Source organism: Gardnerella sp. DNF01180P (assembly GCF_049244205.1).
GTDB classification, from domain to species: Bacteria; Actinomycetota; Actinomycetes; order Actinomycetales; family Bifidobacteriaceae; genus Bifidobacterium; species Bifidobacterium swidsinskii.
Map to the genome: position 1 here is coordinate 1,606,560 of NZ_CP058386.1, position 14,967 is coordinate 1,621,526.

Annotated in this window: 14 protein-coding genes; 4 read left to right on the forward strand and 10 right to left on the reverse strand. The window is 42.8% G+C overall.

The annotated features are described in order from the left end of the window. Positions 1 to 26: 26 nt before the first annotated feature. The 3 genes from HXT40_RS06590 to HXT40_RS06600 are packed head-to-tail and all read right to left on the reverse strand — an operon-like array spanning position 27 to position 2,257. Entirely contained in the window at positions 27 to 995 is a 969-nt protein-coding gene (locus HXT40_RS06590; protein WP_102155478.1) for a hypothetical protein, read from the reverse strand. A 28-nt stretch (positions 996 to 1,023) separates the two neighbouring features. Further along, positions 1,024 to 1,716, reverse strand: a complete 693-nt coding sequence (locus tag HXT40_RS06595) for a histidine phosphatase family protein (RefSeq protein ID WP_004109791.1) — start codon at positions 1,714 to 1,716, stop codon at positions 1,024 to 1,026. 34 nt (positions 1,717 to 1,750) lie between these two features. Next, positions 1,751 to 2,257 (reverse strand): GtrA family protein, encoded by a 507-nt coding sequence (locus HXT40_RS06600; RefSeq protein ID WP_033888629.1) that lies wholly within the window; start codon positions 2,255 to 2,257, stop codon positions 1,751 to 1,753. Between the two features lie 84 nt (positions 2,258 to 2,341). On the opposite strand from HXT40_RS06600, the gene HXT40_RS06605 reads away from it, so the two are divergent. Further along, entirely contained in the window at positions 2,342 to 2,689 is a 348-nt protein-coding gene (locus HXT40_RS06605) for a phenylpyruvate tautomerase MIF-related protein (protein WP_004574134.1), read from the forward strand. A 113-nt stretch (positions 2,690 to 2,802) separates the two neighbouring features. Here HXT40_RS06605 and brnQ read toward each other — a convergent pair whose 3' ends face one another. Continuing rightward, the gene (gene brnQ / locus HXT40_RS06610) at positions 2,803 to 4,359 is read right to left on the reverse strand and encodes a branched-chain amino acid transport system II carrier protein (protein WP_410310239.1); all 1,557 of its coding nucleotides are present in this window, start codon (positions 4,357 to 4,359) and stop codon (positions 2,803 to 2,805) included. 230 nt (positions 4,360 to 4,589) lie between these two features. Next, positions 4,590 to 6,386, reverse strand: coding sequence for an arginine--tRNA ligase (gene argS / locus HXT40_RS06615; RefSeq protein WP_410310240.1), 1,797 nt, complete (start codon positions 6,384 to 6,386; stop codon positions 4,590 to 4,592). 112 nt (positions 6,387 to 6,498) lie between these two features. Here argS and relB point away from each other — a divergent pair, with 112 nt between their 5' ends. Continuing rightward, positions 6,499 to 6,735 carry a type II toxin-antitoxin system RelB family antitoxin gene (gene relB, locus HXT40_RS06620; protein ID WP_115794039.1) on the forward strand — a complete coding sequence of 79 codons (237 nt, stop codon included), beginning with the start codon at positions 6,499 to 6,501 and terminating at the stop codon, positions 6,733 to 6,735. Then, entirely contained in the window at positions 6,719 to 6,985 is a 267-nt protein-coding gene (locus tag HXT40_RS06625; protein WP_116689325.1) for a type II toxin-antitoxin system RelE family toxin, read from the forward strand. The genes relB and HXT40_RS06625 overlap by 17 nt, the downstream gene beginning before the upstream one ends. Before the next feature lie 95 nt (positions 6,986 to 7,080). On the opposite strand, the gene valS is transcribed toward HXT40_RS06625, so the two are convergent. The 4 genes from valS to HXT40_RS06645 form a co-directional block, all read right to left on the reverse strand. Continuing rightward, positions 7,081 to 9,858 carry a valine--tRNA ligase gene (valS, locus tag HXT40_RS06630; protein ID WP_285089441.1) on the reverse strand — a complete coding sequence of 926 codons (2,778 nt, stop codon included), beginning with the start codon at positions 9,856 to 9,858 and terminating at the stop codon, positions 7,081 to 7,083. A 48-nt stretch (positions 9,859 to 9,906) separates the two neighbouring features. Continuing rightward, the gene (locus HXT40_RS06635; RefSeq protein WP_004109812.1) at positions 9,907 to 11,394 is read right to left on the reverse strand and encodes an ABC transporter substrate-binding protein; all 1,488 of its coding nucleotides are present in this window, start codon (positions 11,392 to 11,394) and stop codon (positions 9,907 to 9,909) included. 130 nt (positions 11,395 to 11,524) lie between these two features. Continuing rightward, on the reverse strand, positions 11,525 to 12,199 hold the full coding sequence (gene nth / locus HXT40_RS06640; protein ID WP_004109815.1) for an endonuclease III: 675 nt from the start codon (positions 12,197 to 12,199) through the stop codon (positions 11,525 to 11,527). After that, positions 12,199 to 12,990, reverse strand: coding sequence for a response regulator transcription factor (locus HXT40_RS06645; protein ID WP_033888627.1), 792 nt, complete (start codon positions 12,988 to 12,990; stop codon positions 12,199 to 12,201). Before HXT40_RS06645 ends, nth begins: the two co-directional genes overlap by 1 nt. A gap of 240 nt (positions 12,991 to 13,230) precedes the next feature. Here HXT40_RS06645 and HXT40_RS06650 point away from each other — a divergent pair, with 240 nt between their 5' ends. Continuing rightward, positions 13,231 to 14,022, forward strand: a complete 792-nt coding sequence (locus tag HXT40_RS06650; RefSeq protein ID WP_004109821.1) for a hypothetical protein — start codon at positions 13,231 to 13,233, stop codon at positions 14,020 to 14,022. A 149-nt stretch (positions 14,023 to 14,171) separates the two neighbouring features. Here HXT40_RS06650 and HXT40_RS06655 read toward each other — a convergent pair whose 3' ends face one another. Further along, positions 14,172 to 14,666, reverse strand: coding sequence for an inorganic diphosphatase (locus HXT40_RS06655; RefSeq protein ID WP_004105658.1), 495 nt, complete (start codon positions 14,664 to 14,666; stop codon positions 14,172 to 14,174). Positions 14,667 to 14,967 lie beyond the last annotated feature (301 nt).

Genomic DNA, 14,967 nt, shown 5'->3' on the forward strand with positions numbered 1-14,967 from the left:
GCATCAAACATAAGTCAACCTAAAAACTAATCAAGTGCCTGCGTAGATTCTTTATTACCCTCAACGTGCGCAAACTTCGCAGCAAGAGCCTCGCGGGACTTTCTATCATCCTCTTCTTTTGCGAGCTTCTTCGCAACTTCAGGATCCCACAGCACGTCTTCACGATGCTTTCCCCACTCTGAAATAAGCAGCGGCGAAATAAAATTGACCAACGCACTTATATCGCCACTTATATCACAATTACACTTATCGCTAGAATTGCGCACACAATCAACAATCTCACGCCATTGAGCATCCTTGAACATCATTCGCGGCAAACCAGCACACTCACATATTTCGTTAATATATAAGAAGATTGGTAAAGTTTCGCAAATCTCGTTAGTTTTTTTAATTAGATTTGTTAATAAGCTTAAAACTACAATAATTTTTTGCATTTCCAATGATTTATTTTCATAACAAGAAACCATTTGTTTCGCATAATTAATTGCAAAGTCAATATCGCTAATACTCCAATTACCTTCAACATTTAACGTATCGGCTGCTGCATTTATTGCATTAGAATCTTCGGCAGAATGAGATGCAATCTTACTAAAAATGGAATTTATATTATTACTATTTTCTAGTATTGCTTCTTCTGCTTCATCATAGTTAGGCTCATAGCATGAATCCATATTGTCGTAAGCATCGGCGGCAGCAAGTAGCGCGTCTACTATTTCTTGCGGACGTCCAGGAATTTCATCCGCACCTTCATACACAAATTCAGCATCCGGCACAGTAACATCAAGATTCGTGAGTATTCGTGCTATTGCTCGCATTGAGCGCACCTCAAGATTTTCCGCATATTTTGCGTCGTTATCTAAGTGTCGCGCTTCCGTCAATGGCCATAATTCCGTTAGTTTTGCGGCAGATTGCGCTGCATCATTCAGCATTAGCATACTTTTTTCATTATTTTTAATATCTTCAGAATCTTTGACAGAATCAACAGAACTAACCATTTCAATGCTCCTTCGCATTATATGTTACTTACTTCACTCGCCCAGCAGGATCAACATACGTAATTGAAAGCACACGCAAAGTCTCGCAATCGTAAGTAATAGAAGTAATCGAAGCTAAAGCCGTGTGACGAAGAAGCATATTATGTTCAGCGTGGCCGGTTTCCAGTAGGTGTCTATAAGACCAGATTGGCGACTCATGAGTAACTGCAACGATTTGCTCACCCGGATGCTTACGAACCTGCTCGCGCACAAAATCGCCAACTCTAGTGGCAATACTTCTGTAGCTTTCTCCCCAACTTGGCTTCCACAAATTCGCAACAAGCTTCCAATTGTTGTTTTTCCACAGTGCGCCTTCACCGTAACCTATGCGTTTCCCGCGGAAATTATTTCCAGCTTCAATTAAGCGTTTATCTAAAATAATGTCGCTTTCTTGAGATTGCGCAGAATCTTCGTCACAGTGCGCTTTTACATAGGCAGAATCTGCAATATTGCGCAAAGCATTTTCGATTTCACGCGCTGTTTCACGTGTTCGCTCAAGAGGAGACGAATAAATTGCAGTAATTCCGCGCATTTGCGGAACAGTGGCAATATATTTTGCTGTAGCTTGCGCCATTCTCACTCCGCGAGCAGAAAGATGAAATCCAGAAAGACGCTCATACAACACGTGATTTGGATTATCAACTTCTCCATGACGCACAAAATGAATTGTCGTAGCTGGCATTGCGTTCTACTTTCTGTTTAAAAGATTAAATCAATTACTTGCGATTTTTTGTATGATTAAGCGACCACATTCCCAAACGGTGAGCAAAACTCGTATCTTCTTGCGCAACATACCCAGGCTGTTGAGATTTAGTATCATCGAGCAGCCACTTTCGTATAACAAAATTCCACACAGCAACAACAACAGTAGCTACAAGTTTTCCTATATTTGTGCGCAAAACGTATACTGCAGATCCGCGTAAGCTTTCAACCATTCCTAACGTACTAGCCCAAATAATCAAATCGTTTATAAGCAAACCTATAACTGCGGAAATAACAAAAATCAGAAGCTCCATCCACTTTGCCATATCTTCACGATGTTTAAAGACGTATTTCATACTGGCAATATAGTTGAAGATAAGTGAGATTACGAAAGAAATCGTACCCGCAACCACATTATTTAAGTGCGCAAGCATTAATAAATTGAGTAACGCAACGTCAATAATAAGGGCAATAATGCCAACAATTCCAAACTTTACAACCTGTTCAATAAGCTTTTTCATAATATCCATTAAACACGCGGCTGCTAACAAATAACATATAATTGTTACGTAATAAAGCTTACCAAATTTAGCAAAGGAGCGATTATGCCAGTTATTCATACTCATGTTTCTGTAAGCACAACACCTGCCCAGCGCGACGCATTAAAAGCTGCTTATGGCAAAGCAATTAGCGCAGTTCCAGGAAAAAGCGAGCATTGGCTCATGTGCCCATTCGAGGACAATATGCCGATTTATTTTGCAGGAGACAATACTAAGCCTGCAGCTTACGTTGAGGTGAACGTGTTTGGTTCCAGCGTGCCAGGGTCTGCTTGGGAAAAGTTAACTGAGCAGATTATGGCAGCTTTAGAGCGAGAGCTTGGGATTCCACAGGATCGCACTTATATTCGTTACACTGCAACTACTGACTGGGGTTGGAACGGCGGCAACTTCTAGGCGCAAGTCGCAAGCCTCAATTAGCAAGTCGCATAAAATCGCCATATCTTGTTACGTAAAATACGCATCAAAATATGGCGATTATTATGACGTCTACGCGACGCTACAAAACTTTAGGATTGCTCACTAAAATTAGGTTCGTCAACAGTAGATTTAGCGGATACAGCGAAGTCAGCAGGCTCGTTAAACTCAGCATCGCTTGAAGAATAATAATCGTCGCTAGCAACACTGCCTTCAAGATCTGGACCAGCAGCTAGACGAGCCACCTCTTCCATGTCCTTGTTTTCAAATAAAACCATGCGGACATAACCAACAACAAATCCAACAACAGCAGGGCAAACCCACGCCATGCCAAATTCTGAGAACGGTAGCCAGTTTTGAACAACCACCAACATATCGTTCATATGCAATGCATTGCGTAAAGCTTGTGGCAAACTATTCAAAAAATCATATACCGCTGCAACACCAGTAAAACCAAGCGTCCAAGCGTACACGACTTTGGAATTTCCAAAAAGTCGACCGCACAAAGCCAAAAGAATCAATACGATTGACAGTGGATACAAGAACATCAATACTGGAACTGCATATTCGATGATTGTGCTCAAACCAAAGTTTGCAAGGCCAAACGAAACAAGCGTAATCAACACAGACCAAACGCGATAGCTAGGACCCTTAGGGAATAACTTAGAGAAGGTTTCCGAGCAGCTTACAATTAAACCAACTGCCGTCTTTAAGCATGCAAGAGTAACAGTTGCAGCAAGAACAAGCAAACCAACGTTTCCAAGATGGTAGCGTGCAACTTGCGCCAAAGTTACGCCACCGTTTTCAGCAGGCTTAAACAGTGCACGGCTACGCACACCGACAACAACAATTGCGACGTAAATCAACGCCATAAGCAAGCAGCTAAAGAATCCAGATCGCACAGTATTCACTGCCACATCTTTAGGGTCTTTTACGCCAAAGGATCGAATAGTACTAACAACTATAATGCCAAAAGCCAAGCTAGCTAAAGCATCCATTGTATTGTAGCCATCTAAGAATCCTGTAAAGAATGATTCATTAACATACTTCCCTATAGGAGCAGCATCCGCAGAAGCACCGCTTATAGGGGAAAATAGTGCAGTAAATACCAAAACCGCTAGGAACACAAGGAAGATTGGCGTAAGAACTTTACCAACCCACGTAAGTATGCCGCTTGGTTTCATAGCAAAGAAGAACGCGAGCGCAAAGAACACTACAGAGAACAAGAACAAGTACAATTGCCCATTTCCGTCTTGCGGAATAATTCGCTCCAAGCCAACCGTGTACGAAGTTGTTGCGCATCGCGGAATTGCAAAGAACGGGCCGATTGTTAAATAAAGAACGCATGTAAAGAACATGCCGTATTTTTTACTAGCTTTGCTTGAAAGTTCAAAAAGACCGTTTGCGCGACTCATTGCAAGAGCCGTAACGCCTAACAATGGCAAGCCAACGCCAGTAACAATAAAGCCTAATGCTGCAGGAGCAGAATTGTTTCCCGCGTTAGCACCAAGGAATACTGGGAAAATAAGGTTTCCAGCGCCAAAGAACATGCCAAACAACATGACCGCCACGTATGCGGACTCAATAATGGTCAAGTTCCTTTTTTTCGGGGCACTGTCTGTGCTGACACTTTGTGTTGTGACGCTCATGCTTACACCTCCTATATGGTGAAAATTGTTTAAGCATATTATTTAACGCATTGAATAACAAAACTGAAACCGAAAAATAATATTAGGGGGTATATTAATAAATCGCATGTACTTAATAGACAAAAATTTGCAATTTCGCGCGTGTCTCCTAATCAAAATAAAAGGACGCCAACATAAAAGCTAGCGTCCTAAATAAAAAGCAAATGCGCAATAATAGCAAATGCGCTAAATCACATCTTGTCTGGAGCAGAAACACCAAGCAAATCAAGGCCAGAGGCGATTACTGTGCGCACAGCAGCGTTAAGCTTAAGTCGAGCTGCAGCACGTGCTGGCTCTGGGCACTTTGCAATGCGAATAGCCTCACGCTCTGCCTCTGGCAAGCGATTTTCTGGGTCGCTCAACTCCATTGGCACTACGCGCTCAAGGTTGTACCACTTGTGGTAGCTTGCAGCCAAATCCTCAAGGTAATGCGCAACGCGGTGAGGAGCGCGCAAATCGCCAGCTTGTGCAAGAGCCGCAGGCCATTGAGCCAAAGCAGCCAACACTTCGCCGTCTGCCTCAGTATTAAGCAAGCTTAAATCAGCTCCGTCTACACTAATTCCAGCGTCTGCCGCGTTACGAGCCACATTGCAACTGCGCGCGTGAGCATATTGCACATAATACACAGGATTATCGTTGCTGTGAGAAGCAAGCAAATCCAAATCAATATCAACACTTGTGTTGTAGTCGGTGCGAGCAAGCGAGTAGCGCGAAGCATCAACGCCAATTGCATCAACTAAATCGTCAATCGTAATAACGTTTCCAGCGCGCTTGCTCATGCGCACAGGCTTGCCATCCTTCATAACGTTTACCATCTGACCAATAAGAATCTGCATGTTTTCGCCTGGCTTATCTCCAAAAGCCGCGCACATTGCCATCATTCTGCCAATATAGCCGTGATGATCCGCGCCAAGCATGTAGATTGCTACGTCTGCAGGATTCTGTTCGCGATGACGTTTGTTACGATAGTACGCAATATCTGCAGCAAAGTAAGCGTAATTGCCGTCGGACTTAATAATTACGCGATCTTTATCGTCGCCATGCTTGGTGGATTCAAACCAAGTTGCGCCGTCTTTTTCAAAAATGTCTCCACGCTCACGCAAGTCCGAAATAGCGCGCTCAACTTCGCCGTCCTCGTACAAGCTGTTTTCGTGGAACCACACGTCAAAACCAACACGAAAATCACGCATTGACTTGCGAATTTCCGCAAACATCATTGGCACTGCGCGCTTGCGGAACTCTTCTCGCTGCTCGGAATCGCCTTCGCCAAGTGGCAAACCTTCTTCATCTTTTCCAAGATCAATTCGTGGCAAAGAAAGAACGTCAACGCCGTCTGCTTGCGCTTCTTTTATAACCGCATCCGCAATTTCGTTAATATACGCGCCTTTATAGCCGTCTGCAGGCGTTTCTTCGCCGTGAGCTGCAGCAACTAAAGACTTTGCAAAACGGTTGATTTGCTCACCGTGATCGTTGAAGTAGTATTCGCGCACAACTTTTGCGCCGTTCGCTTCCAAAACTCGAGCCATAGAATCGCCAACTGCTGCCCAGCGTGTGCCACCAATGTGAATTGGGCCAGTTGGATTTGCGGAAACAAACTCAAGATTCAAAGTTTTGCCGCTCAAATGCGTATTCTTGCCAAAATCAGCACCCTGATTTAAGACCTCATCTACAACTGCCGCTGCAGAAGCAGAATCAAGCGTTATGTTAATAAAGCCAGGGCCTGCAACTTCTACGAGCGAAATACCTTCTGCTTCTTGCAAACGCTCGGCAAAAAGTTCAGCTAAATCGTGAGGCTTCATACCAGCTTTTTTAGCGAGCTGCATAGCAACGTTCGTTGCCCAATCGCCGTGCGCGCGATCTTTTGGCCTCATAACTGCAAGTTTTTCGGCAGCAGGAATCAAATCTTCTGTTAGATTGCCAGCTTTACCACTTGCTACTAAATCTTTAGCAATTTTTTCGATTAATTCACTTAAGCTTTCTGGATTCATGGTTTACAGTCTAGCGTTACCGCGCGATGCTTCGCGATTATAACGTATTGGATTGCGTTATTCTGCATATAAGGTAATATATGTTTTACATGTTTTACAATGGAGATTAGAAATGGCTGCAACAATTACAGGATTAAGAGTACCGTCTAACGTTTTAGATCGTTATGATCAGCTCGCTAAAACCACTCACCGCACTCGTTCATTTTACATGAATCAAGCACTAGAAGCTCAAATCGATGAACTTGAACATGAATATGGACTAATGGCAGATATTGAAGCATACAAACGTGGAGAATTAGAAACATCTCCACTCGACGACGTGGTGAAGCGCCTTGACTTGGAAGATTAATTTATCTAAAAGGGCTGAAAAACAGCTAGGGAAAATTGACAAAACAATTGCTAAGCAAATCGTTAAGGAGCTTCGCGAAATTAGCAATCTCGACAATCCTCGAATCAGAGGCAAAGCGCTAACTGGCAACTATTCGGGGTTTTGGAGATATAGAGTAAGGGATTACAGAATAATTTGTGCAATTGAAAATAATGTACTGACCGTTTTTGTTGTGGATATTGACCATCGCAGCAGGATTTATAATAAGTGATTATGCTTAGTTTTTAAATACACAAAAAGCGCTGGAGTCGAAGATTGACTTCCAGCGCTTTTGTTTTGCGATTCATTATTTTCGATTACTTGCAACTACTTCTTTTTTGCAGGAGCTTCGCCGAGTTCGCTTTGAGCAACTGAAACGTTTACGTTAGCTGCATCAGATTCTGCAGAATCAGAAGCAGATTCAGATTCAGAAGCAGAAGAATCTCCAGCAACTGCAGCCTTAACAGCGTTAAGCTTTACTTCTCCAGTAACGCGACCAGCTTCAGCAACGTCATCCAAAGTCTCCTCAACAGCCTTGTAAGCGTTTTCTGCAACGTTCAAAGTTACTTGCAAAATAGGAGTCTTCATAGAAACTTTTGCTTCAGACTTAATCTTGCGCAAAGCAGCCAAAGCTTCACCCGCGTAAGCCAAAGTGTCTGCAGAAACTCCGTTTGCAGCAGCCTCATACGCCTTAGCGCATGGCCAGCTAGCACGATGCACGGATCCTTCGCCGTCATGCATCCAGCTCCACACTTCTTCAGTAGCGTAAGGCAAGTAAGGAGCAAGCAAGCGAGCCAAAGCGTCGAGTGCAAGACCAAGAGTTGTACGAGCAGACTTCACAGCAGCTTCACTTGGAGTGCGTCCAGTTGATTCTGCAGTACCATAAGCACGATTCTTTGCAAGCTCAATGTAATCGTCGCAGAACTCCCAGAAGAATGTTTCGATTGCTTCCAAAGCCTTGGAATGCTCGTAAGATTCAAGCGCATCAGTTGCGGTACGAATAACGGATGCGAGCTTTGCCATAACAGAGCGATCCAAAACTTCCGTAACGTCTGCAAAATCCCAATCCGCACTAGCAGGCTCAAGAACCTGATGTTCATCATCTTCGCGACCAATTGCGAGCGCAAACTTCGTAGCATTCAAAAGCTTAATCGCTAAACGTCGACCAATCTTCATTTGACCTTCGTCGTAAGTTGCATCCAAGCCAAGTTTTGCAGAAGTTGCCCAGTAGCGCACAGCATCCGCGCCAAACTCTTCGATTGGTTTATTTGGCACAACCACATTGCCCTTAGATTTAGACATCTTCTTATGGTCAGGATCAAGAATCCAACCAGAAAGCGCAGCATGCTTCCAAGGCAAGCAGCCATTTTCAAGATGCGCACGATCAACCGTACTAAACAGCCAAGTACGAATAATATCTTGACCTTGTGGACGCAAATCCATTGGGAAAGTAGCCTTAAACAAAGCTTGATTTTCCTCACCTGGCTCTTCCCAACGGGTCACAATTTGCGGAGTTAAGGAAGATGTTGCCCAAGTGTCCATAATGTCTTGCTCAGCAGTAAAGCCGTTTGGCTGGTCGCGCTGAGATTCGTCGAATCCTTCTGGAACATCGATAGTTGGGTCGATTGGCAAACGGTCTTCGCTAGGAGTCAAAGGATGCTCGTAATCCACTTCCCCATTTTCGTTTACTGGATACCAAAGTGGGAATGGCACGCCGAAGAAGCGCTGGCGAGAAATAAGCCAGTCACCATTCAATCCATGAACCCAATTCTCGTAGCGCACGCGCATAAAGTCTGGGTGGAAATTAAGCTCCTTGCCGCGCTCAATAAGCTCAGCATTCAACTTTTCGTCCGTGCCACCGTTCTTTAAGTACCACTGACGAGAAGTGACGATTTCCAAAGGCTTATCACCCTTTTCGTAGAAGTTCGTCATACGCTTTGTTGGCTTTGGTTCGCCTTCCATATCTCCAGCTGCTTGCAAAGCTTCAACAATTTCCTTACGAGCAGAGAAAGTGGTTTTACCAGCAATTTTCTCGAACATTTCGCGGCCGGACTCGTCCGTAATCCAATCAGGAGTGGTCATTACAATGCGGCCGTTGCGCTGAATGATTGGTCGAGTTGGAAGATTCAAGTCACGCCACCACTCAACGTCGGTTACATCACCGAAAGTGCAGCACATTGCAATGCCTGCACCCTTGTCCATTTGAGCAGCAGAATGCGCCAAAATTGGAACTTTCACCTTAAACAGTGGAGAATAAACTTCCTGACCAAAGTACTTCTTATAACGCTCATCTTCTGGATTTGCAATCAAAGAGGTGCATGCAGCAAGCAATTCTGGGCGCGTAGTTTCAATATAAATTGGCGTACCATCTTCAAAACGGAACGCAATCTTATGGTAGAAACCAGGATATTCGCGCGATTCAAGCTCAGCCTGAGCAACAGCAGTCTGGAATGTAACATCCCACAAACCTGGAGCATCTTTCTGATACGCTTCTCCGCGAGCAAGATTGCGCAAGAATGCTTTTTGTGCAACTCGGCGAGGCTGCTCACCAATAGTGTGGTAAGTTTGCGACCAGTCCACAGAAAGACCAAGCCTACGCCACAAAGCTTCAAAAAGCTTCTCGTCCTGAGAAGTTAAGCGTTCGCAAAGTTCAATAAAGTTCTGTCGGCTTACAGGAACCTGATCTTTTGCCTCAATCTTCTTACCTTCAGTACCTTCAAAAGGCGGCTTAAAATCAGGGTCATACTTCAACGAAGTATCCACTCTAACGCCGTAATAATTTTGTACTCGGCGCTCTGTTGGCAAGCCGTTATCGTCCCAACCCATTGGGTAGAACACGTCAAAGCCTTGCATGCGCTTATATCGCGCAATGACATCCGTATGCGTGTAAGAGAATACGTGACCTACGTGCAAGTGACCACTAACGGTTGGAGGTGGAGTATCGATAGAATATACGGCCTTACGGTCGCGAGAATTATGGAATGCGTAAGTCTTAGCTTCGTCCCAATTACTACGCCACTTGTCTTCAAGACCATCAACACCAACCTTGTTAGGCAATGGTGTTAAATGTGCGTGTTTTACTGCGTTATTATCCTGTTCACTCATGAACTGAATATTAGAAACTCAGCGCGACAACGCAAATCTTACGCTTTTCTATTTCACCACTATGCTCTGCAATGGCAGAAGCTGATCCGTCATATTTTTCGTATAGCCGCTTACATTAGACTTTACAGCCATAATGCTCTTTCGAGCATATAACCAGTGAGCTGCAGCATTATTGCTTACTTCGCGCGCATATGCACGAGCATTTGTCTCATATTCGTTTGCATTCTTAGAATGAACCGCATCGGTCCAAGCTTGTTGAGCACGCGCGTCTTGCAAAACGAACGGAGAACCGCTTTCTGCAAACATGCCTTCATCTAAAGTACGATTGCTCGTAGTAAGCGCAAGATCATACTTACCTTCACTAATACGCTTACGCATAGTTTGTTGATCAACTTCTTCAAGATTGACCTTAAAACCGCTCACGGAACTAATCTGTTTTGAAAGCTCGCCCCCAACTCCACCTTCGCCCTGTGGAACAAGAAAATTAATAGTTCCTAAATAGCTTGCGCTAAAGTAATGGAACAAAGGAGCAGCTTTGCCTGGATTATAAGGATACAATCCATTTAAATCTTCATAACCAGTTGAAAGAGGATCAATAGGTCCTCCTACTGGAACACCACCATTGCCATCAGCTGCAAGTACAGTTTGCGCATTCAAAGCGTATCTCGCAGCTTTACGAGCCTGCTCATCGCAGAAAATCGACGAAACTGTTGTATTTATTGCAATAAATCGCACTCTTGTGCTCTGACCCTCTACCATTTGCGTATTAGCAACAGCAGCAAGGCGCTTATTTTCGTTACCTTCAAGCGGAACTGCCATTTGAATATTGCCCTTTTCCATTGCCTCAGCTAGAGCAGTATCGCTATTGAAATATTGCAAAGTAATACTTGCACAAGAAGCAGGGGTTCCCCAATATTTATCGTTGCGAAGTAATACTAAAGAATTGCCTTTATTGTAGTCACTTACAGTGAAAGGACCTGTGCCAAGAGCAGCACTTGCATAGTCGATCATCGATTTTGTGTCATAGACAATGCCAACACGTCCAGCAAGACGACGTAGAAGTAAAGCATCTGGATTATTAAGTGTAATTACTAAAGTGTAATCATCCGGATTATTAACAGTTTTAATATTTGTAAGTGCACTATAACCAGGATAATTATTTGTGATGCCTTGTTTCAAAGATTGTAATACGGAATTTGAAGTCATCTCACTACCGTTAGAGAAATGCACACCTTGACGCAAATTAAAACGATATGTTAAGCCGTCTTTCGAAATATCCCATGACTTCGCGAGACCTGGTTGCAAACTATTATCATCGCCACGTTTAACAAGAGTTTCGTAAACATTACCAATTAAAGCTTGCTGTAAAGCGTCACTGTCGTCGTTTCTAATATCAAGAGATTCAGGAGCAGTACGTAGACCAACTTTTAGCACTGAGTTACTAGCTGGATGCATTATTGCAGCAAAAGGCGAATGACCCTGGTACATTTGCCATCCACACCACAAAATGCCGCTCATTATTACAGACACAACCACAAACACAACCCATGGTATCCAGTCTGCACTAGTACGAGTATGATATGACCTGGAAGCGTGACACGCATATTTGCCTGTTCTTGACATAACCTACAGTCTATATCAATATCTGAATTGGGAACAACACGCTTTAAATAATTGCCGACGGACATGTTGTATTTAAAGGGCATGAAACACATTTTGGGTTCCGAGCAGTGCAAATTTTTCTGCCATGCAAAATAAGTCTATGAGAGAGATTAGTCCACTCTTTAGGAGCAAAATAAGCAGTTATTTCGCGCTCAATAGCAACAGGATTTGGACGATTCTGAACCTTACGCCAACCAAGACGACCTGTAACACGTATTACGTGAGTATCTACAGGAAACCCCGGTAATCCAAATGCGTTGCCAAGAACGACATTGGCAGTTTTACGACCAACACCTGGCAACGATATTAAAGCTTCCATATTTGATGGCACTATACCAGAAAAATTATTAAGCAAACATGCAGATAATGAAATAATGTTCTGTGCTTTTACTCTATAAAATCCGAGAGGGTAAATAATTGACTCAACTTGAGATACAGGAGCAGCAGCTAAAGAACTCGCGTTGGGGAAAATAGAAAAGAGTTCAGGCGTCACGATATTCACACGCTTATCTGTAGTTTGCGCGCTTAATACAGTAGCAATTAGTAGCTCAAATGGATTTTTGAAATTTAATGCACACTTAGGTTCCGGTATTTCTTTGCACAATAAATCGTACTCTGCATAAATACGAGCTAATTTCGCTTGTTTTGATTCTCGCATATTAGAACTTTGATAAATCATTATTGCGCAGACTGCTTATCTGCATCATTTTCAGAATCATCTTCAATGCTGCTTTCGGAAATCTCGCTATTCTCATCTGATTCCGAAGGATCGAAGCGATAGCCAACATTACGCACTGTGCCAATCAAATGTTCATATTCAACACCAAGTTTTGCACGGAGCCTACGAATATGGACATCTACAGTACGAGTGCCACCGTAGTAGTCGTAGCCCCATACTTCTTGCAACAAATGAGTGCGAGTAAACACCCTGCGCGGATGCTGCACAAAGTATTTCAGCAATTCAAATTCTTTATAAGCTAAATCAACAGGATGACCATGCAAACTCACTGTGTAGCTACGCATATCTACAACGAGATCTCCAGAACGCATAGTTCCATTGTCTGAATTGAAAGAATCATCAATTTCAGAGCCTTGCGAATGCACAAATAAATCATCAGAAGATCCGTGTTGCAAAGAAGCCAAACGCAAACGACCTTCTACTTCTGCAGGAGAAGCATTAGTCAGCACAACATCAGAAATGTTCCACGAAGGATTTACTACAGTAAAACCACCCTCAGTTATAACTAATATGACAGGAACCGTAATATTTGCAACACGCAGAGAAGAACACATTGATTTAGCGAGAGCTAAATCCTCACGCGCATCAAGCAAAAGAATGGTTTGTGCGGGCAGTTTTGCCAAACTTGACGTATCCAAAGAAAGTAAACGCACTTTATGAGATAACAAAGTAAGTGAAGGTAAAACTGAAGAGGGAGAAGCACACGAAGTCATCAATGTGATATCAGTCATATGATGCCTCCAACAAACAATTGATGTAGTAGCAAATTCAGCCTTTACAGGAATTGTAAACCATACTGCGAAAAATAGCGATAAGCGCAACACTTGCATTTTCCAAAGATAAAAAATATCAACACAATAAAGCGCAGTGCAGGTTATAGGCTACATTAGTAAATAAACAAAGTAATTTGTTAATGTTTTACGGACATATTACGCTTTATAAATATAAAATTACGGCACTAGGGAGTGTGTATGAGCAATGAAACACGTATCTGCAATGACAAGATGCAGAAAAATGATAATTCTTGCGTAAATGTTCAAAAACATACCCGTATACCTAGCATGAACGCATTAGCGATGTTTGTAAGCCAAATTTTTGTTGTAGTACTTCTCGCAATTGCAGCAATATTGCCAATCGCAACAGCAAAAATAACACTTATATTATGCCTTATCATAATGCTTACATTTATAGCGTTGTGGCCACTGCACGGAAATGTAATTGACCGAGCTATTGCATTATGCGCAGGAATTGCTTCTACATGGTTTGCAACCGGAGTATTAAAGGGATGGCTACCAAAAAGCGTCATTATTGATAACGAAACTGTGTCAATGAGTAAGTTCATTGCTGCAATTCACCCTTACGAACGCTGGGCTGTATCTTTTGCTCTAATTCTTGTAGCAGCAACATTTGTAACATTCTTGAGGCAAATGCTGCGCGAGAATCGCACAAATTTAGTACGAAATCTTTCGCACACGCTTACTGCAAGTATTGCTTGTGCAGCACTTCCGGGTTGGCTATTTTTGCCGTCAATTATTAGCTTTATGCCATCGCTTCGCAATTTAGACGGTGGAATACTCGTTATAGTACTGTGCATATTTATGCTAATCGCGCTATCAGGACTTTCATATTTATGGGTTCGCAACAATTATGAAGAATACGAAACTGGAATAGTTTCACACGATATCGCTATTTCTATATTGCCAATAATGCTTTCAGGGATACTCGTGTATATTGCAGGCCTTGGAATGCTAGTAGCTGCTTAAAATTATTAAAAGCGTATGCAACGTTACGTTTTAATTTACTTCTGAAAGCAGCACGCACTTACATAAAAACGTCGAAAACACAGTATGTGTCTTCGACGTTTTATTTATTAACTTTTAATTTTTATTGTTTTACTCATTAAAAGCGAAACTTATTTTTCGCTTTCTTCCAAGCGCTTGCGAGCTGCAACGATCTCCTTCTCAGCCTGCTCAACGCCAGCCCAGAAGTCACCAGGAAGAACTTCCTTACCTGGTTCCAAAGCCTTGTACTGCTCGAAGAAGTGCTTGATTTCAGCCTTGTGATACTCGTTCACGTCATCGATATCCTTGATGTCGTCGAAACGAACGTCCGCTGGAACACACAAAACCTTGTCGTCTCCACCGGCTTCGTCAACCATGTGATACAAGCCAACAGCGCGGCACTCAACAACGCATCCTGGGAACACAGAATTTGGAATCATAACAAGAGCGTCGAGTGGATCGCCATCTTCGCCCAAAGTGCCATCAATATAACCGTAATCATCTGGATAGCCCATAGCTGTGAAAAGGGTGCGATCCAAGAATACGCGACCAGTTTCGTGATCCACTTCATACTTGTTCTTAGAACCGCGTGGAATCTCTACCACAACGTTAAAAGTTTCTGCCATATTGGCTCCTTTGATAACTTTAATAACAATTCATATAACTGTTCTATCTCACTTTAGCGCGCACCGACGAACGACAGCAATAGAGCATATAAAACAAAATTTTGTTAACAAATTTCGTTAAATAATAAACGTTTTGTATCACTTACAGAAGTAGCATAAAATCACATATTTCTAACACATCCTAGGCATAGCAACAAGACACGCTTTAAGCTATAAAAGTGTCTCAATACACAGTTACTATTGCTACGTTTTACACACGATATGTTGCATACATTACCAGTATGGTTACCGAAGCGTAGGC

Coding starts and splice junctions, on each gene's coding strand:
- HXT40_RS06590 (WP_102155478.1), bottom strand. CDS start 995: ATGGTTAGTTCTGTTGATTCTGTCAAAGATTCTGAAGATATTAAAAAT.
- HXT40_RS06595 (WP_004109791.1), bottom strand. CDS start 1,716: ATGCCAGCTACGACAATTCATTTTGTGCGTCATGGAGAAGTTGATAAT.
- HXT40_RS06600 (WP_033888629.1), bottom strand. CDS start 2,257: ATGAAAAAGCTTATTGAACAGGTTGTAAAGTTTGGAATTGTTGGCATT.
- HXT40_RS06605 (WP_004574134.1), top strand. CDS start 2,342: ATGCCAGTTATTCATACTCATGTTTCTGTAAGCACAACACCTGCCCAG.
- brnQ (WP_410310239.1), bottom strand. CDS start 4,359: ATGAGCGTCACAACACAAAGTGTCAGCACAGACAGTGCCCCGAAAAAA.
- argS (WP_410310240.1), bottom strand. CDS start 6,386: ATGAATCCAGAAAGCTTAAGTGAATTAATCGAAAAAATTGCTAAAGAT.
- relB (WP_115794039.1), top strand. CDS start 6,499: ATGGCTGCAACAATTACAGGATTAAGAGTACCGTCTAACGTTTTAGAT.
- valS (WP_285089441.1), bottom strand. CDS start 9,858: ATGAGTGAACAGGATAATAACGCAGTAAAACACGCACATTTAACACCA.
- nth (WP_004109815.1), bottom strand. CDS start 12,199: ATGATTTATCAAAGTTCTAATATGCGAGAATCAAAACAAGCGAAATTA.
- HXT40_RS06645 (WP_033888627.1), bottom strand. CDS start 12,990: ATGACTGATATCACATTGATGACTTCGTGTGCTTCTCCCTCTTCAGTT.
- HXT40_RS06650 (WP_004109821.1), top strand. CDS start 13,231: ATGAGCAATGAAACACGTATCTGCAATGACAAGATGCAGAAAAATGAT.
- HXT40_RS06655 (WP_004105658.1), bottom strand. CDS start 14,666: ATGGCAGAAACTTTTAACGTTGTGGTAGAGATTCCACGCGGTTCTAAG.